At 32.4% G+C, this 21,918-nt stretch carries 25 protein-coding genes and 2 tRNA genes; 6 read left to right on the forward strand and 21 right to left on the reverse strand.

Features of this window, described 5'->3' with window-relative positions; translation table 11 throughout:
- Positions 1-468 precede the first annotated feature (468 nt).
- Positions 469-1,722 (reverse strand): serine aminopeptidase domain-containing protein, encoded by a 1,254-nt coding sequence (locus ACQ7EO_RS14985; protein ID WP_434277869.1) that lies wholly within the window; start codon positions 1,720-1,722, stop codon positions 469-471.
- 562 nt (positions 1,723-2,284) lie between these two features.
- Here ACQ7EO_RS14985 and ACQ7EO_RS14990 point away from each other — a divergent pair.
- The 3 genes from ACQ7EO_RS14990 (at position 2,285) to ACQ7EO_RS15000 (ending at position 4,411) form a co-directional block, all read left to right on the forward strand.
- A complete protein-coding gene (locus ACQ7EO_RS14990; RefSeq protein ID WP_270387524.1) occupies positions 2,285-2,986 on the forward strand; it encodes an exonuclease domain-containing protein in 702 nt (233 codons plus the stop codon).
- Positions 2,987-3,071: 85 nt separating this feature from the next.
- Complete coding sequence (locus ACQ7EO_RS14995) at positions 3,072-3,767, forward strand: hypothetical protein (RefSeq protein ID WP_434277870.1); 696 nt, start codon at positions 3,072-3,074, stop codon at positions 3,765-3,767.
- A gap of 353 nt (positions 3,768-4,120) precedes the next feature.
- Entirely contained in the window at positions 4,121-4,411 is a 291-nt protein-coding gene (locus ACQ7EO_RS15000) for a hypothetical protein (protein ID WP_004721964.1), read from the forward strand.
- Positions 4,412-4,491: 80 nt separating this feature from the next.
- On the opposite strand, the gene ACQ7EO_RS15005 is transcribed toward ACQ7EO_RS15000, so the two are convergent.
- The 4 genes from ACQ7EO_RS15005 to ACQ7EO_RS15020 all read right to left on the reverse strand — a co-directional run bounded on the left by ACQ7EO_RS15005 (position 4,492) and on the right by ACQ7EO_RS15020 (position 7,601).
- On the reverse strand, positions 4,492-4,719 hold the full coding sequence (locus ACQ7EO_RS15005) for a hypothetical protein (protein WP_004721965.1): 228 nt from the start codon (positions 4,717-4,719) through the stop codon (positions 4,492-4,494).
- 1,315 nt (positions 4,720-6,034) lie between these two features.
- On the reverse strand, positions 6,035-6,217 hold the full coding sequence (locus tag ACQ7EO_RS15010) for a ribbon-helix-helix protein, CopG family (protein WP_096733597.1): 183 nt from the start codon (positions 6,215-6,217) through the stop codon (positions 6,035-6,037).
- A gap of 241 nt (positions 6,218-6,458) precedes the next feature.
- Entirely contained in the window at positions 6,459-6,815 is a 357-nt protein-coding gene (locus ACQ7EO_RS15015) for a hypothetical protein (RefSeq protein ID WP_096733596.1), read from the reverse strand.
- A gap of 591 nt (positions 6,816-7,406) precedes the next feature.
- Positions 7,407-7,601, reverse strand: a complete 195-nt coding sequence (locus tag ACQ7EO_RS15020) for a hypothetical protein (RefSeq protein ID WP_004721972.1) — start codon at positions 7,599-7,601, stop codon at positions 7,407-7,409.
- 398 nt (positions 7,602-7,999) lie between these two features.
- Between ACQ7EO_RS15020 and ACQ7EO_RS15025 the strand changes: the two genes are divergently transcribed.
- Positions 8,000-8,437: an SRPBCC family protein gene (locus tag ACQ7EO_RS15025; RefSeq protein ID WP_434277872.1), complete on the forward strand. Its 438-nt coding sequence runs from the start codon at positions 8,000-8,002 to the stop codon at positions 8,435-8,437.
- 477 nt (positions 8,438-8,914) lie between these two features.
- On the opposite strand, the gene ACQ7EO_RS15030 is transcribed toward ACQ7EO_RS15025, so the two are convergent.
- The 3 genes from ACQ7EO_RS15030 to ACQ7EO_RS15040 form a co-directional block, all read right to left on the reverse strand.
- Complete coding sequence (locus ACQ7EO_RS15030) at positions 8,915-9,181, reverse strand: DUF2164 domain-containing protein (RefSeq protein ID WP_004820051.1); 267 nt, start codon at positions 9,179-9,181, stop codon at positions 8,915-8,917.
- Positions 9,182-9,693: 512 nt separating this feature from the next.
- Positions 9,694-9,921: a hypothetical protein gene (locus tag ACQ7EO_RS15035; RefSeq protein ID WP_434277873.1), complete on the reverse strand. Its 228-nt coding sequence runs from the start codon at positions 9,919-9,921 to the stop codon at positions 9,694-9,696.
- 71 nt (positions 9,922-9,992) lie between these two features.
- Positions 9,993-10,184 carry a hypothetical protein gene (locus tag ACQ7EO_RS15040; RefSeq protein ID WP_434277874.1) on the reverse strand — a complete coding sequence of 64 codons (192 nt, stop codon included), beginning with the start codon at positions 10,182-10,184 and terminating at the stop codon, positions 9,993-9,995.
- Between the two features lie 506 nt (positions 10,185-10,690).
- On the opposite strand from ACQ7EO_RS15040, the gene ACQ7EO_RS15045 reads away from it, so the two are divergent.
- Together ACQ7EO_RS15045 and ACQ7EO_RS15050 are read left to right on the forward strand one after the other, a co-directional pair.
- Complete coding sequence (locus tag ACQ7EO_RS15045) at positions 10,691-10,903, forward strand: hypothetical protein (RefSeq protein WP_004820046.1); 213 nt, start codon at positions 10,691-10,693, stop codon at positions 10,901-10,903.
- 12 nt (positions 10,904-10,915) lie between these two features.
- The gene (locus tag ACQ7EO_RS15050; RefSeq protein WP_434277875.1) at positions 10,916-11,965 is read left to right on the forward strand and encodes a linear amide C-N hydrolase; all 1,050 of its coding nucleotides are present in this window, start codon (positions 10,916-10,918) and stop codon (positions 11,963-11,965) included.
- A 273-nt stretch (positions 11,966-12,238) separates the two neighbouring features.
- Here ACQ7EO_RS15050 and ACQ7EO_RS15055 read toward each other — a convergent pair whose 3' ends face one another.
- The 13 genes from ACQ7EO_RS15055 to ACQ7EO_RS15115 all read right to left on the reverse strand — a co-directional run bounded on the left by ACQ7EO_RS15055 (position 12,239) and on the right by ACQ7EO_RS15115 (position 21,491).
- Positions 12,239-12,487, reverse strand: a complete 249-nt coding sequence (locus tag ACQ7EO_RS15055; protein WP_434277876.1) for a helix-turn-helix transcriptional regulator — start codon at positions 12,485-12,487, stop codon at positions 12,239-12,241.
- Positions 12,484-12,861 carry a hypothetical protein gene (locus tag ACQ7EO_RS15060; protein WP_434277878.1) on the reverse strand — a complete coding sequence of 126 codons (378 nt, stop codon included), beginning with the start codon at positions 12,859-12,861 and terminating at the stop codon, positions 12,484-12,486. The genes ACQ7EO_RS15055 and ACQ7EO_RS15060 overlap by 4 nt, the downstream gene beginning before the upstream one ends.
- 247 nt (positions 12,862-13,108) lie before the next feature.
- Positions 13,109-13,185, reverse strand: a tRNA-Met gene (locus tag ACQ7EO_RS15065).
- Positions 13,186-13,696: 511 nt separating this feature from the next.
- On the reverse strand, positions 13,697-13,909 hold the full coding sequence (locus ACQ7EO_RS15070; RefSeq protein WP_004721987.1) for a hypothetical protein: 213 nt from the start codon (positions 13,907-13,909) through the stop codon (positions 13,697-13,699).
- 181 nt (positions 13,910-14,090) lie between these two features.
- Positions 14,091-14,369, reverse strand: coding sequence for a hypothetical protein (locus ACQ7EO_RS15075; protein ID WP_096733589.1), 279 nt, complete (start codon positions 14,367-14,369; stop codon positions 14,091-14,093).
- A gap of 1,211 nt (positions 14,370-15,580) precedes the next feature.
- A complete protein-coding gene (locus tag ACQ7EO_RS15080) occupies positions 15,581-15,796 on the reverse strand; it encodes a cold-shock protein (RefSeq protein ID WP_004721990.1) in 216 nt (71 codons plus the stop codon).
- 384 nt (positions 15,797-16,180) lie between these two features.
- Positions 16,181-17,020 carry a sterol desaturase family protein gene (locus ACQ7EO_RS15085; RefSeq protein WP_434277881.1) on the reverse strand — a complete coding sequence of 280 codons (840 nt, stop codon included), beginning with the start codon at positions 17,018-17,020 and terminating at the stop codon, positions 16,181-16,183.
- A gap of 90 nt (positions 17,021-17,110) precedes the next feature.
- Positions 17,111-17,914 carry a helix-turn-helix domain-containing protein gene (locus tag ACQ7EO_RS15090; RefSeq protein WP_434277883.1) on the reverse strand — a complete coding sequence of 268 codons (804 nt, stop codon included), beginning with the start codon at positions 17,912-17,914 and terminating at the stop codon, positions 17,111-17,113.
- Positions 17,915-18,122: 208 nt separating this feature from the next.
- Positions 18,123-18,199: transfer RNA gene (locus tag ACQ7EO_RS15095), tRNA-Met, on the reverse strand.
- 738 nt (positions 18,200-18,937) lie between these two features.
- Positions 18,938-19,159 (reverse strand): hypothetical protein, encoded by a 222-nt coding sequence (locus ACQ7EO_RS15100; protein ID WP_244015488.1) that lies wholly within the window; start codon positions 19,157-19,159, stop codon positions 18,938-18,940.
- Positions 19,160-19,340: 181 nt separating this feature from the next.
- Entirely contained in the window at positions 19,341-19,619 is a 279-nt protein-coding gene (locus ACQ7EO_RS15105) for a hypothetical protein (protein ID WP_004820038.1), read from the reverse strand.
- A gap of 508 nt (positions 19,620-20,127) precedes the next feature.
- Entirely contained in the window at positions 20,128-20,373 is a 246-nt protein-coding gene (locus tag ACQ7EO_RS15110; RefSeq protein ID WP_434277885.1) for a hypothetical protein, read from the reverse strand.
- 422 nt (positions 20,374-20,795) lie between these two features.
- On the reverse strand, positions 20,796-21,491 hold the full coding sequence (locus ACQ7EO_RS15115) for a metallophosphoesterase (RefSeq protein ID WP_434277886.1): 696 nt from the start codon (positions 21,489-21,491) through the stop codon (positions 20,796-20,798).
- Positions 21,492-21,918: the final 427 nt, after the last annotated feature.

Here is a 21,918-nt window from a genome sequence, read left to right on the forward strand (position 1 = left end):
GAAAATATGCTTTCGATTGTTTTAATTTAAAAAATCTTAACAATAGCCATAAAACATGTTTAAATTTCAATCAATTCAAGATCATTAATCTGTAGATTTATCAGGGAAAATGCATAAAAAAATTGCGACCAAATACAATTAAGTTCAAAACCATAACCTATTTTGATTGGATATTTCGGTAATAAAGCCCTCCTTCCTCAAAGTCTAAACCAGAAAAATGCCACTTTTACCAGACTCAATTCAGATTAACCTTAGAAAACGCCTTGCTTTATAAAAAAGCAGTATTCACTTTGCAAAGCAGAGGATTTAAAACTCAAAAAATGATCCTGTTAAATGAATCATATTGGTATTGAAAGTGCCTTCTCCCTTTCAGAGAGAAGGCGAGGATAAGGAGGATTTATTGTTGATCTATGCTTTTAAAAAGGACTGATAAAAGCAGCCTATTATTCAAATTAAAACACATAAAAGTTAATTGGCAAGCAAGCTCTTAATATCCTCTAGCAGTTGTCCATTATCAACATTGGCGGTAAATGAACCCGTATGATCCCAACTCGAATTGGTTCTATAATCAATTTTGGTGGTTAAAGCACGCGCCTGAGTCACCAAAGCATCCGTTGCTTGAGGTAATACAACAGTATCTTTCCCCCCCTGATAAATAATAATTGGGGTTTTAACGAGCGTTTGTAACGGCTGTGAATCTTTAGTCAAAAATTGTCTTACGATTGGATCATTCTTATAGCCTTCTTTTTTACGTGGATAACCTTTGAGACTTCCGTTCTTAATATTATAAGCAGTCATTGGCAATATAAAAGCTGTTCCCATTGCTGCAATACAATCTCTTTCTGCTTTTTCCGCAATTTTATCAGTGGGTGTTTTAAATATAATACTGTATACAGCCTCGCTTGGATTGACTGCCTTTATCCCCGCAGCCATATAAGCCGTTAAAGTATCCAGTGCAGCATAACCGCCGATCTGAATTAACCCATCCGCATCCACTAAAGCCATTTCTGACAGGTTTTCGATCAATTCCAGATTATTTGCCGGTGCCATTGCAACTGCACCCTTATAGTCCATATTGGCACGGGCTGCATACTGCGCTGCTCCTAATGCCGCATGACCACCTTGCGAGATCCCAGCAACTGCCCATTTGTTGGACGCTTTATTGCCTAACCAACTTTTGGTTGCCACCACAGCATCGGTAATTGAATAGGCTTCACTTTTTAAGTTTAAAAACGGATGGATCTCCTTCTCGCTCGGTTCACCCATACCCTCATAATCTGGCGCAACCACCACATAACCTGCTTTAACAAAGTCATCGACCATTTTTTGAGTATGCACATCGGCTATAGGCACAAATAATTTATTTTTACTCGGTGCACACTTGTCAGCAACACCAGTCGTTCCATGTGCCCAAGCTACAATTGGCCAGCCTCCTGCAGGCGGTGCAGTTTTAGGGGTAAAGACCAATGCGGTTGCCTGAGTTTCTTGTCCCGTGACGCCTTTCATTTTATAGGTCATCACCACACTTTCATCCGCATTGGGCGGAAGAACATCATTTTTAATATTATAAGGTACTGGCGTATTGACCACTGGATTTTGAATATTGTTTACATCTACATCTGAACCTGCCGATGAATGATTACTTTTGTCGTCATCACCACCACATGCAGTTAGAAATAGCGTAGATCCAGTCAATAACACTGAAAGTAATTTTAATTTCATATAATTCTTCCTTTTTATCTTTTTTTCTATCACGTCAGCAGGGTCAACCCATCGTTTGCCAGCGCCGATCCAATAGATCACTCATCTTAGTTTAATGTTTATGTTGTTATTACTTCATAATACCTGGCAATCTTTAAGCTAGGCTTTATTACAATTAAGTCATAAATATAAATATAGCAAATGAGATTTAATCTTTAAAACATATTAAATTATCTCATCAATCCAGTTTTTTATTTATTAATCAACTGAATTTAATGTATTTTTTACACACCAACCAGTATAAATTAATTTCAAAACACTCAATTTTTAATATATTTTTCACGGTTTTAACAATGAATAGATTCTTATCACTGATGAATCTTATGATTTAAATTTCAATTAATTTTTAAGTAATGGTTTTAAGTATTTTGAAAATAAATCACACTAAAAAAAGATTTTGCGTGTGATTTAAGCAAAAGCCAGCACTTATCTTGATTTTAGATGGGTTTCATTTGTATTTAGCGTCTAAAAAAGCTAGTTTATGAAGGCGCTCTTTCTTATCTATTTGTTGAGGAACAAAGGTATGCAAGCAATCATTCTAGATACTGAAACTCATACACTCAATGGATTGCCCATTGAAATTGCTTATGCACCGATTCAAATTCAAGAAGGGAAATTAAGCTTAGATCGGGAACAAATGTTCGATCAACTTTATAGTATTGGCAATGAAAAAATTTCTTTTGGCTCAATGGCCGTTCACCATATCCTAGAATCTGATCTTGTCGGGCAGCCTAATTTTTCCAGCTTTGAACTTCCTCAGCACACCCAGTATATCATTGGGCATAATATTGATTACGATATTCAGGCTATACAACGGTGTGGCGTAGATACTGCTCATATCAAAGCCATTTGTACGCTAGCACTTGCTCGTCTTGTTTGGCCTGATGCTGAAGCACACAATATATCAGCACTGATTTATATGATCAGTAAAGGCAGTGAGAAAGCACGTGAAATGTTAAAAGGTGCACATCGTGCAGATGCCGACATTATTTTAACTGCAAATATTCTCATGCATATTGTTTATCAACTCAAAATTCAAAGCATTGAAGAATTATATGAAGCCTCAGAAGATGCGCGTATCCCACGCAGCATTAACTTTGGTAAGCATCGTGGGACAGCAATTGCAGAATTACCCAAAGACTATGTGCAATGGTTACTTCGTCAAGATGAACTTGACCCTTATTTACGCAAAGCTTTAGAGAATGCAAACATCGTCACACTTTAAGCTGATGATTTGTAACAATAAAGTCATATTAGTGTAATTTTCATTCTTTACTCTAGGGTCAATTTATTGGGGAATAATTTGACTCATGGATCACTACTTTAAAACTGACTTGGGAATTCAGACTTTAAAACATCGCTCAATTCAACTCACTGCTCGCCAAAGACAATTATTGCTGCTTATTGGCACAGATGATTTTAAAATTTTGAATAGTGCACTAAAGCAACGGCTTGCAACACCAGAACTTATTCAACAATTAGAGGAGCTTGGTCTAATTTTTCAGAATCAAATGAATGGTGCGCCTCAAGTTAAGTCAAAAATAACATCAGAATCGTCCAAGATTGAACAATCAAATCAGCGCACCCCTTCAAATCTGACAACTGAAATTGGCTTTAAACCGTCGCCTAAAGCAGTTGAAAATCCAATAATTATTAGCGATACCCAGCTCAGTCAAGATAAAAAATCAGCAGATCCATACCCTATCCAGCAAAGCGTTAGCACTGTCACACCTACACACGTAGCGCATGCCGAAACGACGCCTGAACTGAATTATATAAATTTTGATGACATCAAACACAAAATGTCTACCCTGCTACAGACGCATTGCGGCTTGATGACTAAACAATTGGTCATGCAAATACAGCAGGCAAAATCAATTCGAGATATTAAATTTTGCCAAATGCAGTGGATTACCGCACTTCAAGAAAGTCGAATCTCTCCCCAAGAATTAAATCAAACCATGCAACAAATTAATTATTCACTCCAACATCTACAATCATCTTAAATCGATCCTAAATATTTATTTCAATTTACCCACTTAGAATGACAAATGAAGTGCTTTAAAGTCATTCTAAGTCTTTTTATTTAAGGGTATTTTTGATTTAGTTCCGAATATCAAAATCTTAAAGCCAAATAAGCTACCGCCAATAAATCAAAGTTTTATGTATATTGAGATGATTTATTGGGACAATATTATCCCGACTTTGGAATTTTAAATGGGAGTAATACCGATTAATTTTTAAACCGACTTAAGCGTATTCCCATACATTCATATCTCTTTACAAAATCACATTGTCTGTTTTACATGCATTCGGTAGAATTATGGGCACGCCAATGATTTAAAACAATTAGACAATTATGACTCAATACCTTACAAAATCGACCAATCAAACAGCTTTAGAACTTTCAAATTTTTACCCAACGTTTGAACAATGTTTAAATGCTGTATCCAATATTAAATATCAAAAAGATTTACGTATCAAAAGCGATCCTATTTCATCTCAACATATTTTGGTTGAAAGCTATTCTCGAGGGACACTTCAAGATAAGTTTAAAATTGAAAAAAATGCAATTGAGCATGCAAACAAAAACCGTTTGGCCTTATATCATCTTGTTGCCGTTACACTCGATCATTTTAAAGCTGCTTAATATTCACGCAGCTTAAACTGATTAAAAATAAAACGTGTTGGGCTTTTTCACCCAACACGTTTTTTAATTGATGATAAAAATTAGCTAACTTGTTCAATCACACGATAAATACTGTCACTTTCTTTGCTTTCAAAAAGCAACTCAATACTTGGTAAGATTTTCTCACCATCCACAACGATATGATCAATTTTTTGGAACAATGATAAATTATCTGTGTCTTCATGCTCTTGCAGCTTATTTAACCAAGCCATCGCATTCAGCTCATTACTATATTGATCCTTGACCCTTACTGTAATCATTTCAGTCATTTTTCTGTCCTCTTTTTTATATACTGTTTTCTTATAGCATGCGCCAAACTAAAAATTAGCTTAAAGTTGTTAGATTTTATGGCAATGTTAAAAATTAGCTACATTACTATTTTTTCTATTTATAAAATAAATAGTTACTTTGAATACTTTATGTAAATACAGCTTGACTCAATTATTTCATGACGTTTCAGAAAATCAGAAAAAGAAAAGCCCGCATTTCTGCGAGCTTTTTATGTTGGAAAGCTAGTGCTTATTTTTTATTTGAACTGGAGTCACAAATTCAACAAGCCGTCATTGATCTGTCCAACTACTTCGTAGCGTCTTAGCGACCTACTGTAGTTTTAATATAGTCAGATGCGCTTTGATCTGCAAGATGCAGTAACATTATTGAACGATATCACAGCAATTTTGAAATTGAATATTTTTTTAATTGGTAGATAATAGATAAGTTTGATTGACTATAATTTAATATTGATCAACCTTAAAAAATCTAAATAACACCACATTAAAACGAGCCCGTAAAAATTATTTTATAAAAATAACCTATAAACCTGCCACACGAGATCACCCATAGCATTGATCATCATTAAAATTTATATATCATCGACATCATTAAATCTCTTTTTCATAAATCAAAAAGCAATCATGTTGAGTGAATCATATTGGTATTGATAGCCCCCTTCTCCCTCTATTTATCTAAACACATTTTCTCGATTTTACTTTTATCGCTGTAATTCAAGCGGCTTTTAAAACACCTACAATATTGTCTAGACTGCGTGTACTTTAAATTTTCAGGAATATGTATACCGAAACATTCCGTTTCAATATGTCCTTTTTGTGATAAAGGGAGCTCTGCTTTACTGAGCAAAATACCAAGACCAAATGCAATAAGCATGGCAAAAAAGATTAAACCTTTATAATGGATGATTTGCTTGACCGTGAGTGGCTAAATTTACAGAACATGATGAAGCTAATCCTAGCTTAAACTTTCCTGTTTTTTATTTTTATTTTTAAAAATAATTTGATAACAAATAAGGGCGTTAACATGCGCTGATCTTTTAAAGCAAAATAAATATACAGGTCTGTCAGCTAAAATTTTTCAACAGCTTATGCCACTTTTGAGCGTGACTCATTTTATTCTATATGATTGCTTAAAAATTTTAATCATCAAAAAAATATAGCGCATCCAATAATCATAAAAAAAGAGCAATGATCATTTTCGTTTTAATGCATTATTTTTATGCGCTAAAAATAACTAGAAATATCAAACAAACCTTACAGCTCGATAAAATATTTATAAACAGAGAAAATTGCTCTATTTATTTTTTGCTATGGGTAATTTAGTTGAATATTCAACATCATGCTTGTCTAAATATTCACGGATCAATTGACGAACAACTTGAGATGGTTTTAAATCTTGACGATTACATAAGGCCTCGAAAGCTTCTTTTTTATTAGGATCAATCAAAATTGTTAATCTTGCCGTTTTATTTTCCATAGCTTATTCCCTTAAATTTATTAGAAATAGAATTGTAATAACATTTAAAATATTTTCAATGTTAATTTTTATCTCACAATACTCACATTTTAATATACACCATTGAATTTAAATTATTTATTTTCTGATTTTAGCTAAAAATCCAGTATAAATTATTGTGAATGTTATTGAATATTTTGATTTTAAAGCGAAAAATTACCAAAAGGCTATCACAACAGCGCGATGCAATAGCCAATGCTGCTTAAGAAAAATCTAATTCTTTTTCAAAAATTCTGAGTTCATGTCGTGCCATTGCCAAATTAGATTTTTGGCGATCTAATACTAAATATAAAAATAAGTTACTGTTCTTATCTAGAGGTCTCAATAAGTGATACTGCTTTCCAAGGGTAATTAAAATATCATCAATCGTATCGCGTAAATTTAAAGCTTCTGCTGTTTTCATTTTTGCTTTTAAAACCTCCGTATTTCCAGCAGCCGCAAGTTCCAAATCAATTCCTGCTCCATATGAAGCCAATGATAGCCCACTTGTACTATCGACAAGTGCTGTTGCAGTGAATCCATCAATTTCTGTTAAAGGTGTTAAGTCAATTTTAGCCATTTATATATGCCTTTTATTAAGTAGAGATAATATGAGTCGCTTTTAAAGCACCCTCATGTTTAAAAAGTATCATGAAATTATAATATAATATTATTTTATTATAATAATTTGTAACTTTTTTTTAATTTAAACAAAGGATTAGGTCAATATTAGGCTACAATTAAAATGTTTTATTTGGCATAAAAAGCACTGATTGAATTTTAATTTTTTATAAAAAAGCATGAATATAAATATGAATAAACGACTTATTTTTTGATAAATTCAAACACGAAAAATTAAAAATATGCAATAAAAAAATTTAAATACAAATATTTATTCTAAAACTCTAATTTACAGGGAAATTAACTAGGAAATATTTTAAATCTTTATTATTTAAGATATATACAATATTTATTAAGGTATTTATTATATTTCTTTTCATTCATATATTTAGCATGGCCTCAGATCAACATTATTATCATATTAAAAAATATGATGCTTAAAATATAGACGATGTGCGCTATGTCATTGTAAAACCCAACCTAGAAGAACAAGCTCTATACTTTTCTGACAAGCTAGTTTTTTAGAACTCCCTTAGTAGGATGTTATGCATTAAGCCATCAACCAAATTTTATAAAATTCCTGAATGTCTGACTCTAAAAACTCGTCACAGTCACTATCGTATACAAATGTTTTTTGTTCTAATAAATATTCAGCTTGATGTTCCATCAAGTATTTCTTTAAAAAGTTTTTAAATTCGTTGGCACGCTCTGGGAAAATATGTTCTCCATCATAAAAAATCATCATAATTACCTCTATAAAACCACTAAATCACCTCTCTAGTTTACACAAAAACCAGTCGCGATTCAAACTAAGATAAATTATAGTGAAATACATCACAATAATTCAAAAGTCTTTTATGAGCAGAATCATATAAGGTGCTCAACAATTTATAGTTTTTAAACGAAGCTACTTTTTATTGATTAAAATATTGAATTTATTCTTTATGCTGATTGCTTTTTAAGTATAAAAATGAATCATATCAAGACGCAGCTTAGAACAATGCAGAAAAAACCAACAATTATAATTTTATTCAATAACTTAATATAACCAACCTCTTAACAAAGTAAGGTTAATTTTAGCGATATTCAAAAGTTGAAATAAGTGTATATTGGATAAAATACAAGCAAGTCAAAAGAGCGAATATGAAATTTGAAATAACCACAGAAATTTTGATCAATACACCGATTGATATTGTTTGGAAAACCCTAACAAATTTTGAAGATTATAAAAATTGGAATCCATTTATCATCAATGTTTCAGGAGAAACCCATCAAGGTGGCAAGATCAATGTCACTATACAAAATGATGCGACAAGTAAAATGTCTTTTAAAGCGCTTGTGCTTGAAAATCAGGAAAATAAACAATTTAGCTGGCGCGGAAAATTATTGGTGAAGGGAATATTTGATGGAGAACATAAATTTAGATTAGAACAAATATCCAATAATCAAACCAGATTGATCCATAGTGAAGCGTTTAGTGGCATTTTAGTCAAACCATTTCTTAAGAACTTACAGACCAAAACCAAGCCCGGTTTTGAACGAATGAATCATGCGCTTAAAGTAAAATTAGAGAGTCAATAGAAGTCTTCACTGAGCACATCGGCTAGAACCAAAAGCAACATCACTTGCTCGCTATACTTGCGATCCAGCAAGCTGGGGAGGATTACAGAATGAAGATGCCGACTTAGCTTTAATGTTAGCCTCGATATTGAGGAATGGATAAACAAATTTTTAATAAAATTATAAATCAGACCTTTAACGAGATGGGCTTTGAGTCGATCATGATTTTATTACCGCCAACACGGAAAAAGTGAGCAGAGATCTATTCACTCGGATTTAAATTGGATGATGAAATCACTATAGGCAATCAGCTTTTTTTCAGATATCAACTCAATAAATCTTCTATCCAAAGAACAGAGTAAGCACTATCCTAAAATACTTAGGTGGGGCTTTCTAAAAGCGTCTCAGCATGAATGATCATAAATCAGTGTAACCTTACTGCTGACCTTATAACATCAAGTACTGAAATCATGCTGGATACGATTTCCAAGATGCTGTTTATTTTGCTTTGTTTACTTTTTCTTTAGACAAAATAAATAAATCTTCATTTAAATGAGCGAATCTTTCTGCCAACCATTCATGGGTATCATTGAGCGCTTGATTGTAAAAATGATGGCCAAACTCGTCTACAATAAAATCAAATAAAAACTGTGCTGGAAAGTTGCCTAGATCCAAGTCTAGTTCCTTTAAGGCATATTTTTTCAATGAAAAAATTAACTGTTCACGCGTAAACTCATCAAATGTAATTATTTGCTTTTTAGCCATAGTCTTTATTCTGAAAATAACGAGAGCCCATTACAATACTTATTCAGTGCTTTTTCAATCTTAGAGCGACTTATCATGTCGTACATTTTAATTTTTCTATCGACTTGAACACTCGCAGAACCAAGTATAAAAATCACTCAAATAGCTACAAATAAATAATTTAAAGATAAACATACTTTTTAGGTTTTGATAGTAGCCAATAAATCAAAAACCATGGCATTCTCAGTACAGTAACAATAGATCAAAAAATCACCTTAAATAAATTTCTTAATATAAAATTATAATTTTTAAAAAACCAATTTAATAAATTTAAAGTTTACAAACAGGCTTCTTTTATAAGCCATTTTAAAATTATAAATCAATGTAAAAGCCCCATATCCTACCCATCTTCCAAAGAAAGAAGGCATTTTAATAACCATTTACTCACTCAACATGATTTTTTATTTATAAAAGAAATTCAATACATATATTGTTTTATAAAAATGATTAAAATTTTGGGTAATTTATTTTCTTTAGATGGTTCTTTCTTGAAAGTCCGAATCTTCCTCTACAAAAAACACCTCATCAGTACCAATTAAGACCCATTGATATGTTCCAAATATTCTGCTTAATTCCTGATTAAGTGGATTAAATAGTTTAATTAAATTAAATGACTCATCATATTCTCCCACATATTGTATGACTGGAAACTGCTGAAATTCTTCATACATTTTATGCACAGTTACATTTTTAATCATCATTTAAACTCCTAAGTAAATTGAAAAAAGTTCCCTTCTTTCAATTTACCCTTAACTCAATAAAAACCTAGATGCTATTTTTTTTGCTCTTGGGTTTCTTCAACTTTCTTTGGCTGTGCTTGAGATGGATTGCTTTGATTGCTATCAGGTTGTTTATTCTGATCTTTATTTGCTTGTTGCTGCTGCGGTGCTTGTGATTGATTGCCTTGATTAGCATCAGGTTGGTTATTCTGAGTGCTACTTGCTTGCTTGTTAAAATTTGACATAGTGATATCTCTTTTTTTTGTCATTCATATTAATGACTCACTCAAGATGCGCCTTTATTAAATGAATAGATAGTATTAACACGTATCAAGATATATTTATAACAACAATAGCATTGGTTTATATCAGTTATTTATTTTATTTAAATTCTATAATTTAATATATATATAAATATTTTATCATCCTCATATTAAAAAACAATTTAAAGCAAAAAAATTAATCCACCTTACTTATTTACTCATTAAAATTAATATTTATAACATATTAAAATCTCCATATATCAATATTTATTAGACTCATATTGATATGGTCTACACATATTTTATTAAAAATAACTGTACAGAATAGCATAGATATTGTGAATATTTAATAAAATTAATAAATAAATGTAGAAAATATTAAATAACAGGCGTTTTATCAGCAACAATTTTTTAAAATATTTCTATCTAAAATATAAAAATCAGTGCTAGTATAATAATTAGACACATAGCAAAAAATGTGAAATTTTATGAACTTTAATAAATATTTATATATAACGATTGGTATTATTTTAAATCAGCCTGCTTTTGCAAAATGCTTCAGCAATTCTTTTGATGTTGCGGCAAATTTAAATATTAATTTACCTGCCTTTGCTTTTGAAAAAAATTATAAATCCAATAACTTTCATTGGAATATTTCACAACAAGGCCCTGTTCTGGGCATTAATTTACCAATTTTTTGAGAGGGAATGATGATGAATAATGCTTTGAAAAAAATATTACTTGCTGCGGGCGTTCTAGTCGCTGCAGAAGTCAGCACTGCATGTACACGTGTAGTATATCTAGGTGACAATAATGAAGTGATTACTGCACGCTCTATGGACTGGAAACAAGACGTAGGGACAGATTTATGGATTTTACCCAGTAATGTCAAACGTACAGGCTTAGCTGGTCCAAATTCTATTCAGTGGGCATCCAAATATGGGAGCGTTGTGGCAACAGGTTATGGCGTATCCACAACAGATGGGGTAAATGAAAAAGGGTTAGTGGCTAACTTACTCTGGTTAGTCGAATCTGATTATCCAGATCCTAAAAAGGATAACAAACCACCACTGAGCATTTCACTGTGGGCACAATATGTTTTAGACAACTATGCAACTGTAGATGAAGCTGTACGTGCTTTAGAAAAACAGCCTTTTATTGTTGTTACAGATACTGTTCCAGGTGATACACGACTTACTACCCTGCACCTCTCTATTTCTGATGCATCTGGTGATAGTGCAATTATTGAGTATATTGACGGTAAGCAAGTGATTCATCATAACCGCAAATATCAGGTGATGACCAATTCCCCAATCTTTGATCAACAGTTAGCGCTGAACAGTTATTGGCAACAAATCGGCGGAACCGTCATGCTACCGGGAACCAATCGTGCCTCAGATCGCTTTGCAAGAGCATCATTTTATATCAATGCAATACCTAAAAATGCTTCACCTGAGCATTCTATCGCCAGTGTTTTTGGTGTAATCAGAAATGTCTCTGTACCCTTTGGATTAAATACAGCGGAAGAACCAAATATTTCTTCTACACGTTGGCGTACTGTGGTTGACCATAAGAGAAGCCTTTACTTTTTTGAATCTGCGGTATCACCCAATGTATTCTGGGTGGATTTAAAAGATATTAATTTCAAAGATGGACAAACCAAAAAATTGACCTTAGGTAAAGACCAAGCAATCACCTATTCTGGGAAATCAAATGCTTATTTTAAAGCATCAAAGCCATTTCAGTTTTTAGGAATACATTGATTTTAAGCCATAGCTCACTGATTTTTTTATAAAGTGTAACTATAGATACACATATCAAACTCATGTACTTCAAATAAAAGTCTGCTCAAAAGCAAGCCTCCTGAAGTGGAGGCTTACTTAAAAATTTATGCTCCAGCAAAGCTTTTACCAGTTTATCTGCAGCTGGACCGCTTATGATCATTTCACTCACTAAACCCTATAAGAAAAATTGGTCATTTCTTAGTAAAACTTGCTCAAATCGATAGAATAATATTTTAAAAATATTCAAATACACTATTTTTTAGCGGCAGAATTTTCTGCTTTTATAACGTCATTTTCATTGTCAAAACTTTCTTCATCTTTAAAAATTGCTTCAATTGATTGGTTAAATAATTTCGCAATTTTAAATGCCAAAGGTAAGCTAGGATCATAGCGCTGTTTTTCAATCGCATTGATTGTCTGGCGAGAGACTCCCAAATATTCTGCTAATTGTTGCTGAGACCAACCTTGCTGCGCTCTCAATTCAGATAAGATATTTTTCATCGATAACGCCAGCTCCCAATTGCAATACCAACACCCCACAACATTGCCATTAAAGGCCATACAAAAAACATAGAAAGATGTGGAAAGCCAATATTTTCAAGAAATCCATAGCTAAATGTAATCAGTGCGGTACCTACGAATGCGAGCGCAAAAGCTTGTAATTGGATGTGTTGTTGCATTTCATCTAAGCGTGCTAATTGTCTGAGTACACTCCACCCCACCAAAATACAGGGAATTATCGGCAATAATGTCACAAAAATTTGTGTTGAATAAAGGATATCGTCATTCTTTAAATAATTTAATGAACAAATAAGCACAACAACATAAAGCAGTATTGATGCACTAAACTCAATCAGAGATCTATATTTTTTCATACGGCAACCATGTAAAGTAAGCTTTACATAAATTTAGATCAAATAGCGCACCATGTAAAGTACACTTTACATATTATTTTTATTTTAACTTAGACAACAAACTTGAAATGCGCCTTCAATTGTCATTTTTTCACGGCATTTATCCGCGCTTTGATTATAAATTTCTAAAGCTAACTAATTTAAAAGCATAAAAAAAACCTAGTAAGCATGAAGCAAACTAGGCTATAAACTTTGAATCTTTTTTCGTTGGTAGCGGGAGCTGGATTTGAACCAACGACCTTCGGGTTATGAGCCCGACGAGCTACCAGACTGCTCCATCCCGCATCAACGAAGCACCTTTATACGCCTTAAAGACAAGGAATACAACCTTTATTCTATATATGTTTAAAAGAATTATTGATGGGCATCCAGAACACTCTAAAAGCATTCATTGTTGACTGATTATCGTATGCTCTTTTAACTGCAAAAACACAACGGCTTAACCTTTTACTTAAGATTAAAAACCTAATATTTCGATAGCGACTATTATACTTTTACCCTCATCAAGGCATCTTTAGCTCTTATTCAAATAACAGTTTAATTCAACCAGTCATTGATATAGCATTAGAAAGCCCACTAAAAAGTGGGCTTATTTTTTGGAGGCGCATGAATGATGTGTGAGTCGCACAACAATTCAATAAAAAGTATATCAGCCTTTATTTATTAATTAAATTAAACTATGTAACAAAAATTAGCCAAAGCGTGCTGCAATACAATGTTCAAATAAACAGCGAAGATTTGCCTTAGTCGCTATATAAATTTAAGCAATTAAAAAACCACCCGTAGGTGGCTCGATTTAAATCATAGGTTCCAAAATCTTATAAATTTTACCATTCTTGCTGCTTTCAAAAAGCATTTCGAAGTTAGGACGTAAAAGTTCATTTTCAACAATAATATATTTGATACGTTCATGAGTTTTATTTGGATTTATCACAACATCATCTAATGTTGCCTCAACTGCGTAACACTTTCCAAATTGATCCTTTACATTTATGTCGAGTTTATTCATAAAAAACACCTTAAAAAATTAAATAAAAACAGCTAAAACTGTTAACCAAAACATTCAATGATTATTAAATTTATGCTTGTACATCAAACGCAATTCAATATACTGCAAAAACAGTAAATTATTATAAAAATTTTTATTTACTTACATTTTAAGTGCTTATCAAAAAGATTGCTTCTTGATGCTACTCAGGTTTTTTAGGATCTATTGCTTTTATCTCCTTTAAATCATCAAGATGAAGATCAAAAATACTTTCAATCATTTTTACTTTGGATTCACTGGTATCCTCAGACGTTTCAATCAAGTATTTTTTTGTTTGTTGGGTAAATTGAAAATAGTCTTCATAATTCACTGTTCCATTTTTTATCAGAAAACCGACTAAATTTCCGATGAGTAATCGTGTGACATGGTCACCCTCTAAGGTTGCCTCAACCAGCTTCCCAGCTAAAATTAATTTTTTCATCGCATTACCATCCTTTGTATCGTTCACTTAATTTAACAAATTCATTTTTACTTGTCATATCAATAAAATATTCATTACTTAAGTTGGTTCAGATGTACGCTAGCTTTTGGCTTCAATTACTGCAAATGCATCACTATTGATACTTCAACAATAATACTCAGTTACTTGAATACAATTAAACAATCCCCTCCTTCTATACTTGTAAAGCTTTTTTAAAGACCAATGTCCACTCTAGTATGTAAACCAATCATCAGCCTCAAAAACGGATTTATTCTAAACTTGCGCTGAGCTGATAAAAAAAGCCCTACATTTCTGTAAGGCTTTACCTTAATTTTGCGCTGACTAAGGATTTTTGTTATTTATTATTAGTAAAATAACAATTTAAATTTACTTTAAAATTAAATTATCGTCAACCCTTTCATTGCCGATATAAAAAAATACCCACCGATAGAGTAAGTGGGTATATAAACTTGTGATATATGTTTAGCTAAACTTAATTTACATAACAAGAGTCTCACTTTCAATACCATTCATCGGCTATTTAATTTTACAACAATACAAATATCAGAATTTATTCACTCAATGATCGAGACTTCGTATGCTCACAGATACAGCCTCTATAAAACAATGAAAAACACCAGCCAATGCTGCTTGTAAAGAAGGACAAAAATTAAACTTTATACAACTGATTTTAAATATTTTTTAATTAAATCGTTTTAAAATATAGCATCAAAGAAAAGTCTACTAGATTCTATTCACTTATCTAAATTATTATGGTTTATCAATCATATTCAACTAGAAAGACGCTATACATTTATCTCGACTATTTTACTGCGTTTTTATTATTAAAGAACAGATGTATAGTATCCGTGACCATTGGAGAGAGTGGTCTATAGACAATAAAGAAAGGCCATACTAACCTGCATGATGCGGGTTTCTTTTTGTTTATTGATCTAGAAATAGCACAGCAGCCACACAGTCCCCCGAATAGAAAAGACAAGCTTTACACAGCAATTGATTAGATGTGCTTAAATTTTTGCCGATAGGCGAATGATGGATTTTTTAAACAGGTCCAGTGTTTCAGTATAAATATAGCTTTGACACTAGGATAAAAAGTTATAGAAATAATTGAAATGTATAAATATGAATTAAAATAAAATTTAGAGTTAAAAAAAGCACGATATCGTGCTTTTTTTACAACTTACTCTGAATTATAGCGGAGTAATGTTTACAGCGTTAGGACCTTTAGGACCTTGAGTGATACTGAATTCAACTTGTTGACCTTCAGCAAGAGTTTTGAAGCCAGAGTTAGCGATTTCGCTGAAATGAGCAAAAACGTCTGGACCTGATTCTTGTTGAATGAAACCGAAACCTTTAGTTTCGTTGAACCATTTAACTGTACCTTTAACAACATTTGAGTTTGACATAATCAATCCTACTGAGATTTAAAAATTTTAAGCCATTTTATGACTAGTGATAACGTCGAAAATAATAAAGAATTGAACTTAAAATCTGAATAAAACGAAGGATTATGACTAAAACTGCGATACTTAGAGAAGATTTACCAAAACATGACTTTTTTCTAGTTGGCTTTACTTTACAGGAAAAAAATAAATAATCAAGCCTTCTTATACATATTTAACTTTATTATGGATAAAGAATGACTTATCTATTTAGAACAGCCCTTTTGCAAGAGCTTGCTCAAATAAATTACTTTTCTCGATCATTGATAGAAAGCCAATTGGCTTTCTATTTCAGAACATAATACACCAATGTTACATACATCAATTTTTCTTATGCTTACTTTATGGTTACTTTTTAAATGGCCAGCGGAGTTGAGCCAAATATTGGTTGGGTATTTGACTACGCACACCAACTTGATCAGCTTTAATTTTTTGATCTTCATAGTGAAAACTTCCAAACAAGATGTCCCAAAATATGAACACTTCTCCGAAATTCTTACGACCAAATCCATGTTTATGATGGATGCGATGTACTTCAGCTACAGCAAAAATATATTTGAAAGGACCAACACGATAATCAATATTTGCATGTTGAAAAAACAAATGCACGGCCATAAATATCATCCAACACCCGATCAGCAAACTTGGAGCACCCAAAAGCGCGAGGATGATCAAACTAGGTCCAGCAAGTACGATTGCACTCAGGGGATGCCGCTTTTCAGCATTTAACCAATATAAACGGCGTGATTGATGGTGAATCGCATGCAATTTCCATAAAAACCGATACTTATGGCTCATGTAGTGCATGAACCATAGACCAAAATCAATCACCACAGCAACAATCAATATCTGCCAAAATACCGAAATATGGTCGGGCCATAATCGTGGAATAAATCGGAAAAGATCAAACCATTCAATAATTTTTGAGACAGAAACGATCAAAAATAAATTAAAAATTGCATGGATGATATCTGTAACAAAATCTTGATGTGTATCCAACCATTTTGCTTGATAAGGCAAAGAATGCTCAACCCATGCAATCACTACGCCACTTAGCAATATAAACAATATTGAACTTGCCCAATATGGAACTTGCCCTGAGACGATGAACATCATCATCCATACGGTTAACAGCATACAAAGCGGATAAAATAAATATCGCAGAGATATTTTAACAAAAGCGCTCATTTATAACTCCAATCAACAGAATACGTTTTAGGAGTATGCTGACTGGCTGGATAGAAAAATTGAACGAAACCGCTATATCACTTATAGCTTTTAATCAGACAAAAGTAATATTGGCATTTGCTCAATGGATGGAATAAATTTTAATAGTGAAGGTTGAATGCCAAACATTTGTTTGCAGGTTCGACTAAAATGCGCCTGATCAGAAAAATGAGCGTGATGAGCGATGCTGGTTAAATTAATATCCTGATCTATGGCTTGAAAGCTTTGTAATAAGCGTAACCATTTCCGATAACTACGATAAGAAATACCAAAATTGTCACTAAACCAATGACTAAAACGACTTTCTGAAAGATTGAATTGTGTGGCGATTTGTTTCACTGTCAAATTCTGTTGATGGTTGAGAATAAGAAATTTTGCAAGACGCTCTTCTCTAACTGACTGAGCTTTGAAATTAGATTCACTGCAATAACTTAAAAGCTTTTGGAAAGATTCAAATGTTTGATTTTGTTCTATAAAACATGCTCTAAGAATAGCGACCAAACTTTCAGGCAATATCGTAATCGACGAGTCTGGTTGTAGGTAAGCTTGTAAATAATGCTGAATGACATCAGCAAGAAAATGTGTTTGATCAATATAGATCGAACAGTAAGTTCCTGGTTGCAAATGATGTAAAGTATTTGCTGCGATATAGACCCCACTACTCCATATACAATAATCATCAGCAATAACTTGAATCCGCTCTCCCTGTTGTTTTGCAAAGCTTAACTGATGTGCGTGATGATGATGTGGAGAGTTATCACCCACAGCTCCCTCAAAATAGCCAATGCCATATCCAATTGCTATTCGGCCCATCCAATATTTAGCAGGTAATTTATATAGATTAGATTGAGCCATAGAATACTTAAGCTAAAAGTGAAAACTTATTAAATAACACTATTCTACTTATCTTCAAATACCCAGCATAAATAAGCAGATTGATTGAGTGCGCTTTTTATATCTTTGCTATTCTAAAGTGCTTAAATTCAATGCAATAAATTTTAAGCATAAAAAAACCTAGTAAGCATGAAGCAAACTAGGCTATAAACTTTGAATCTTTTTTCGTTGGTAGCGGGAGCTGGATTTGAACCAACGACCTTCGGGTTATGAGCCCGACGAGCTACCAGACTGCTCCATCCCGCATCAACGAAGTGACTTTATACGCCTTAAAGGCAAGTAATACAACCTTTATTCAATATATATCTCAAAAAGCCCTATTTAAGTATTCTATTCACACAATATTTATACTTTTATGCATTGTTTTAGTGTGTGCATAGAAAAATATAAGAACAGAGAATTTTGGAGTGATTAGATTGAATCTCTTTTGCCAGATCCACAACATCATATTTAACACCAGACATCGTTAATCTCTATGCCATGATATAAGTTGCTAAATCGCAAAGTTGTTTTAAGCACCTATCAACATATTAAAATTCATAAAAGCCCACCTTTTGATGAGCTTTTAGGTCCATTTGTATTTACTTATACACCCATATCCCTAAAGGGATATTACCAAATAAATGGATAAGCAAAGTAAGAACAATAAACATAGAAAAGAAGAATGCGATGTTTATAGATTTAGATATCATGTAATCACCCTTATTTTATTGTTGTTGATTTTTTATACACTAATAACGTGAAATTTTCAATCATTAATATGGATAAATAAATCACATTAAAATCTATCGCTTAGTAAGCTGCTTAAATAGTAAAACATTTTGCAATAATTACTCCCTTCTTTCCTTTTCTTATCGATACTTCCCTGTCTATAAATACCTGTTAAGTATCTATAATAATTTTTGCTATAAAAAAAGACGCTTTAAGCGCCTCACCACAAACTTCATTATTTACCACTCATTTCAACTTATATTGCTTATTCAGCTACTCAATCTCAAAAAAATGCTTTTCTGTGACTATTTTTATCTTTATTTCTTTATAATATCTAATCATTGGGTCATTTGCATCTTTGCTAACTTTATCTAAAAACTTATTCTCTTTCATTAATTTAGAATAAGTTTTATAACCAATAATTAATCTTTGTGGATCCTTACTTTCTTTAAAATCATCAATTTGCTTATTGAGTTCTTTTAGATCGATACCCATGTTGGCTCCCCTCAATTGTTTTAAGCAATATAACACTCATTTATGACATTTTTTTGGCGAGTTAAGAAAAATTAAGCGATTAAAAATACCTCACATTTCTGTAAGGCATTCTTCAATATTTTGCTCTATCTTTCATCAATATTTAAAATAGCGCTGACTTCACTCTAGTGACTACATCAACTTATGATTCAGTGATAAATAAGGGATGATTCGCTTTATAAATCGCTAATTTTTTTATTTCATTTTCTAGATAGTCTTGTGGTTCTTCTTTCCATGTCACTTTTCCACTATCAAAATCAGAGTTACTTAAGGCCCAAGAAGAAATTAAACTGTAAATAAATGTGTTATCAGCAAAAATTAATTTTGTTCTATTGCTCTTATCGCTGGTAAATACTTTGTGTGTAGGTAAGGACCCAAATATACCCACGTGGGTATACAAATATGTAAAGGTTTCATTCATCGTAATGATTACTCTTGTCGTTAATCACTATACTACCGCATTCAGCTCTATTTTATGAACTTTGAGCAAAATTCAAAATCCTTAACCGCTTAAGGATTTTATGAAAAAAACAGCCTACTAAGGCTATGCTATGAATAATTGAAGCATTAAGGCAAAAAAAACCTGCATCTTTGGGGAAAGAATGCAGGCAAAAACCGATTATTCGGTAATAGGAGGAATACCGACTATTTTACTAGGGTTTCATTTTATTTGTCAGTGGCAATATATAACAAGTGCTATAGCTTGCTTTTAATTGGTGAAAAATACTCAATATGAAGGTGAATAAGAGACTTAAAATCTATGGATATTTAGCTTAATCACAGTATTACAAATGATTTGATAGATACGAGTTTTACTTAAGTACTTTGTATTCTTCTACTAATTTATGCTTATGTAAAAACTTCTTTGCTGATGAGATTTTAATAAAATGTCGTTACTAGACATGGGCTATTTAGCCTTACAATGTGATTTAGGATATTGAACAGAACTTTTCCCAATCTTTTTTCAAATTTATAAGGTCCATGTCCTCTAATCTATCTTTTGAATAAATCACAAAAGTTGTTTCAGGATAATTATTAATTTTTAATACTTTTTTAAAGTGCCCACCAGGCCATTTATCATATTCAGAAGGAGTACATCCACCAAGCATATCCTCCTCTTCAAATTCAAAACGATCATTTTTTTTTGAAGCTATAAAGCATTTGATATTTTTCATAAAGTTTAAAATTAATTAAAGCTATCTAATTTAAATACCGAGTCTAACCTAGAACAATAAAAGATAATACCTGTACAAAATTATCCATATTTCCCTCCCACGCTCTTTCTTTGTGGAATAACCTGAATGTTCAAAAAGTGTCTGTAAGATGTTCTGCTGATTTAGAACATCTGATTCTACTTAAGATTTTTCCTGTGACGATATGCTTAGTAAACTGGTGCTTTCTTTCTCTGTACTAAAAACGCAAAAATGTAATTTTGATTTACTATTTTTCCCACAATTCAATTGTTTTACTTGTAACTAACTCAGTATCCGAAACATTTTTACAATTTTTCAATCTTAAAATTTCGAGTAGCCATCCATCTATCAATTGCACATTTCGACCCATCCATAATTTTCATGGTGATGTCGATCCTCATCCCTTAAATCTTACTCAAGTCTAGAATTGTCAGACTTCCGCAATACACTGCACCAGTATCAATGTAGTAGCAATTATCTCGCTTGATGGGCGTTGTTGTGACGGTATGCCCCATGATGACCAGATCCACACCTTGAACTTTAGTATATTTTGGATTCTTTAAATCAAAGCGTTCTCTGCCCCACATTGCAGCGTCCGTAGGTAATCGCTTAGCTTCAATTGCATATCTGACAGCATCAAAATGATTAAGATTATGCTTAAACAACTCCCAGTCATTTTGCTCAATATGCCCATGTACAAAACCAAACTTACGACCTTGATGTGTGATTTCAAGTGCAATCGGTAACTGATTAAATTTGTTTATAATTTTATGTTGAGTTTGAGCATCCAAATCATAAAACCACTCTCCTCCATTGGCAATATGACAACGGCCAAAGGACTCATTAAACAAACCTTTAATACATAAGTCTTCATGATTCCCTCGAATTGAAGTAAACCAGGGTTGATCGATTAAATTCACACACTCAATATTTTGAATGCCACGATCAACCAAGTCACCAACAGCAACCAATAAATCGTTTTCAAAGTTAAAACCTATTTCAATCAAACGATTCATTAGTAAGTCGTAACAACCATGAATATCACCAACTACATAGAGCTTACCTTTGATTGCTTTATTCCAAATTTTGACTAAGTTCATGTCTTTGCCCTCTTAAGCGGATTTCCAATCCATCTACAACAATGTCCTATCCGTAAAAATTGTTTTGTTGTACACCACATTGATGTATAAATACTTTTGTTTACATAGCTTTGGCTAATTGATATGAGCTATACGTCTCAGGATATTCATCACTTGATTTTTAAGTAAGTGTTCAAATAAAGCTTGGGGAAATACGAATACTTAGAATGGTGTGTTATTTTGATAAGTCTTATATAGTCAAAATGGCAATATCTTCATCTTCTAATGCAGCCATCTATAAAGGTATAAGCCATCGCCATTATTTTTAGCTTTCTCGATTTTTTTATAAGACGAGATTTATATTCTTATCGTTGTATCTACTTAACAATGCAATTTTATTTTACGGTACATTAAAGATCTTTCATAAATCAAAAAATGATCATGTAGA

The organism is Acinetobacter sp. CE-15 (assembly GCF_051059255.1).
Lineage (GTDB): Bacteria > Pseudomonadota > Gammaproteobacteria > Pseudomonadales > Moraxellaceae > Acinetobacter > Acinetobacter guillouiae.

What these genes read in the sequence shown, in the direction of transcription:
- ACQ7EO_RS14985 (WP_434277869.1), bottom strand. Translation starts at nt 1,722, where the DNA reads ATGAAATTAAAATTACTTTCAGTGTTATTGACTGGATCTACGCTATTT.
- ACQ7EO_RS14990 (WP_270387524.1), top strand. Translation starts at nt 2,285, where the DNA reads ATGCAAGCAATCATTCTAGATACTGAAACTCATACACTCAATGGATTG.
- ACQ7EO_RS14995 (WP_434277870.1), top strand. Translation starts at nt 3,072, where the DNA reads ATGGATCACTACTTTAAAACTGACTTGGGAATTCAGACTTTAAAACAT.
- ACQ7EO_RS15000 (WP_004721964.1), top strand. Translation starts at nt 4,121, where the DNA reads ATGACTCAATACCTTACAAAATCGACCAATCAAACAGCTTTAGAACTT.
- ACQ7EO_RS15005 (WP_004721965.1), bottom strand. Translation starts at nt 4,719, where the DNA reads ATGACTGAAATGATTACAGTAAGGGTCAAGGATCAATATAGTAATGAG.
- ACQ7EO_RS15010 (WP_096733597.1), bottom strand. Translation starts at nt 6,217, where the DNA reads ATGGAAAATAAAACGGCAAGATTAACAATTTTGATTGATCCTAATAAA.
- ACQ7EO_RS15015 (WP_096733596.1), bottom strand. Translation starts at nt 6,815, where the DNA reads ATGGCTAAAATTGACTTAACACCTTTAACAGAAATTGATGGATTCACT.
- ACQ7EO_RS15020 (WP_004721972.1), bottom strand. Translation starts at nt 7,601, where the DNA reads ATGATGATTTTTTATGATGGAGAACATATTTTCCCAGAGCGTGCCAAC.
- ACQ7EO_RS15025 (WP_434277872.1), top strand. Translation starts at nt 8,000, where the DNA reads ATGAAATTTGAAATAACCACAGAAATTTTGATCAATACACCGATTGAT.
- ACQ7EO_RS15030 (WP_004820051.1), bottom strand. Translation starts at nt 9,181, where the DNA reads ATGGCTAAAAAGCAAATAATTACATTTGATGAGTTTACGCGTGAACAG.
- ACQ7EO_RS15035 (WP_434277873.1), bottom strand. Translation starts at nt 9,921, where the DNA reads ATGATGATTAAAAATGTAACTGTGCATAAAATGTATGAAGAATTTCAG.
- ACQ7EO_RS15040 (WP_434277874.1), bottom strand. Translation starts at nt 10,184, where the DNA reads ATGTCAAATTTTAACAAGCAAGCAAGTAGCACTCAGAATAACCAACCT.
- ACQ7EO_RS15045 (WP_004820046.1), top strand. Translation starts at nt 10,691, where the DNA reads ATGAACTTTAATAAATATTTATATATAACGATTGGTATTATTTTAAAT.
- ACQ7EO_RS15050 (WP_434277875.1), top strand. Translation starts at nt 10,916, where the DNA reads ATGAATAATGCTTTGAAAAAAATATTACTTGCTGCGGGCGTTCTAGTC.
- ACQ7EO_RS15055 (WP_434277876.1), bottom strand. Translation starts at nt 12,487, where the DNA reads ATGAAAAATATCTTATCTGAATTGAGAGCGCAGCAAGGTTGGTCTCAG.
- ACQ7EO_RS15060 (WP_434277878.1), bottom strand. Translation starts at nt 12,861, where the DNA reads ATGAAAAAATATAGATCTCTGATTGAGTTTAGTGCATCAATACTGCTT.
- ACQ7EO_RS15070 (WP_004721987.1), bottom strand. Translation starts at nt 13,909, where the DNA reads ATGAATAAACTCGACATAAATGTAAAGGATCAATTTGGAAAGTGTTAC.
- ACQ7EO_RS15075 (WP_096733589.1), bottom strand. Translation starts at nt 14,369, where the DNA reads ATGAAAAAATTAATTTTAGCTGGGAAGCTGGTTGAGGCAACCTTAGAG.
- ACQ7EO_RS15080 (WP_004721990.1), bottom strand. Translation starts at nt 15,796, where the DNA reads ATGTCAAACTCAAATGTTGTTAAAGGTACAGTTAAATGGTTCAACGAA.
- ACQ7EO_RS15085 (WP_434277881.1), bottom strand. Translation starts at nt 17,020, where the DNA reads ATGAGCGCTTTTGTTAAAATATCTCTGCGATATTTATTTTATCCGCTT.
- ACQ7EO_RS15090 (WP_434277883.1), bottom strand. Translation starts at nt 17,914, where the DNA reads ATGGCTCAATCTAATCTATATAAATTACCTGCTAAATATTGGATGGGC.
- ACQ7EO_RS15100 (WP_244015488.1), bottom strand. Translation starts at nt 19,159, where the DNA reads ATGGGTATCGATCTAAAAGAACTCAATAAGCAAATTGATGATTTTAAA.
- ACQ7EO_RS15105 (WP_004820038.1), bottom strand. Translation starts at nt 19,619, where the DNA reads ATGAATGAAACCTTTACATATTTGTATACCCACGTGGGTATATTTGGG.
- ACQ7EO_RS15110 (WP_434277885.1), bottom strand. Translation starts at nt 20,373, where the DNA reads ATGAAAAATATCAAATGCTTTATAGCTTCAAAAAAAAATGATCGTTTT.
- ACQ7EO_RS15115 (WP_434277886.1), bottom strand. Translation starts at nt 21,491, where the DNA reads ATGAACTTAGTCAAAATTTGGAATAAAGCAATCAAAGGTAAGCTCTAT.